We start from the raw sequence: 1,754 nt of genomic DNA on the forward strand, positions 1-1,754 counted from the left end.
ATCTGGCTCTGCCCGTGTTCCTGAAGCTCGAAGAACTTGCGTCGGGCGTGGGCCATGCAGCCCGCTTCGGTCACGCCTTTGGCGATCAAGGCCTTGTAGCCCGAGTAGTCGTCACAGACGAGTGTGCCACGCCAGTCGCCGAGGAAGTCCTGGGCGTGCTTGCCGGCGCGGCTCTCGGCAAAGTCGTAGATCACGGCCCGAATTGGATCGTGGGCCCCGATGCTGTAGGACCACAGGTAGGCCCGATGAGTCTTGCCGGCCCCGGGGTCGAGCATGGCCACTGGCGTCTCGTCGGCATGCAGCACCGGACAGGCGAGGAGTTCTGCCTTCAGGGCATCGACCAGGGGTTGAAGCTGGACGCCCATCTGGCCGACCCACTGGGCCAGCGTGGACTGGGGAATCGCGAGCCCCGCCCGGCCGAAGATGCCTTCCTGGCGGTAGAGCGGCAGATGATCCTGGTACTTGGCCACCAGCACCTGGGCGAGGAGTCCGGTGGTGGGGAGGCCCTTGTCGATCACGTGAGCCGGCACCGGGGCCTGCACCAGGGTTTCGCACGCCTGGCAGACCCACTTGCCGCGGACGTGGCGCTCGACGCTGAAGCTGCCGGGGGTGTAGTCGAGCTTCTCCGCCACGTCCTCACCGATGCGCTTCATCTGGCAGCCACAGGCGCAGGCGGTGCTGTCCGGCTCGTGATGGATCTCGGTGCGAGGCAGTTCGGGCGGCAGGGGTTTGCGCTTGGCCTGGCCCTTGGCGGATGCGGGTTTGCCGGAGAGCTGCTCAAGCTCCTCGGTCATCGCAGCCAGGTCCGCCTCGACCGTTTCCTCAAACAGTTGGGCCTGCTCCAGCGGCAGGCGTTCAGTCTTGACCCCGAAGCGCCAGCGTTTGTGCAGCGAGAGCTCATGGGTGAGCTGGTCGATCTTGCTCTGGCGCCAGGTGAGCTCCCGGTCCTGCGCGATGAGCAGCTTACGGAGGGCGTCGGCGTCGAGTTCGTGGAGGTTGGTGGGGAGAGCCATGCGCAGATCATGCCTCCCGCGCGTCCTTGCGCCCATTCGGGCATCCCCCGATGGTGCACCGTCAGGTCATTCGAATGACACCGTCATCCCGCAGCTGCTGCCAGGGCAACCCCAGCACCAGGGCGTCGAACTGGGCCTGGGAGAGCGTCAGCGAGCCGTTCCCCGCAGCCCAACGGAAGCGCCCCTGGTGGAGTCGCCGGCAGGCGAGCCAGATCCCCTGGTCGTCGTGGACCAGCACCTTCAGCCGCGTGCCACGCCGGTTGGCGAAGAGGTAGGCATGATGCGGGCGCGCCTCGCCGAAAACCTGCACCACTTGGGCGAGGAGCGTATCCATGCCGGCCCGCATGTCGAGCGGCGCCACCGACAGCCACAAGGCTTCGACCCGGATCACCCGAGCCACTCGCGCAGCCAGGCACCACAGGCTGCGGCCGAGGACGTGGGCCACGCGACCGTGACCACTCCGGCGCCTTTGCGCAGTTCCAGCCGGATGGGGGGATCAACGTGGGGGGAAAGCTGCACCGGGACAAAGCCGCCCATCGGCTCGGAGGCCGCCACACGCAAGGGCAGGCAAGACAACGCCGGCGGCTCGACGCCCCGCTCGCGCATCCAGCGCCGCAGCTGGTTGGCGTTGATCCCGTTCGCCAGGGCCACCCCGGCGACTGACGCGCCGGGGTCCCCGCAGGCTTCGATCAGGGACTGTTTGAATGCCTCGGAGTGAGTGCGACGGGTACGGCGGGGCTG

General features: G+C 67.8%; 3 protein-coding genes. All 3 read right to left on the minus strand.

The genetic code is table 11. The features are described 5' to 3' along the window. Positions 1 to 1,013: IS66 family transposase (locus B4920_RS25715; RefSeq protein WP_161493390.1), on the minus strand; the 1,013-nt coding region annotated here is incomplete at its 3' end. Between the two features lie 61 nt (positions 1,014 to 1,074). Beyond that, on the minus strand, positions 1,075 to 1,458 hold the full coding sequence (tnpB, locus tag B4920_RS25720; RefSeq protein WP_216820032.1) for an IS66 family insertion sequence element accessory protein TnpB: 384 nt from the start codon (positions 1,456 to 1,458) through the stop codon (positions 1,075 to 1,077). Further along, a partial coding sequence (locus B4920_RS25725) for a transposase (protein ID WP_079437585.1) occupies positions 1,401 to 1,754 on the minus strand: 354 nt, incomplete at its 5' end. The genes tnpB and B4920_RS25725, both read right to left, overlap by 58 nt.

It is taken from the genome of Zoogloea sp. LCSB751 (assembly GCF_002028455.1).
Lineage (GTDB): Bacteria > Pseudomonadota > Gammaproteobacteria > Burkholderiales > Rhodocyclaceae > Zoogloea.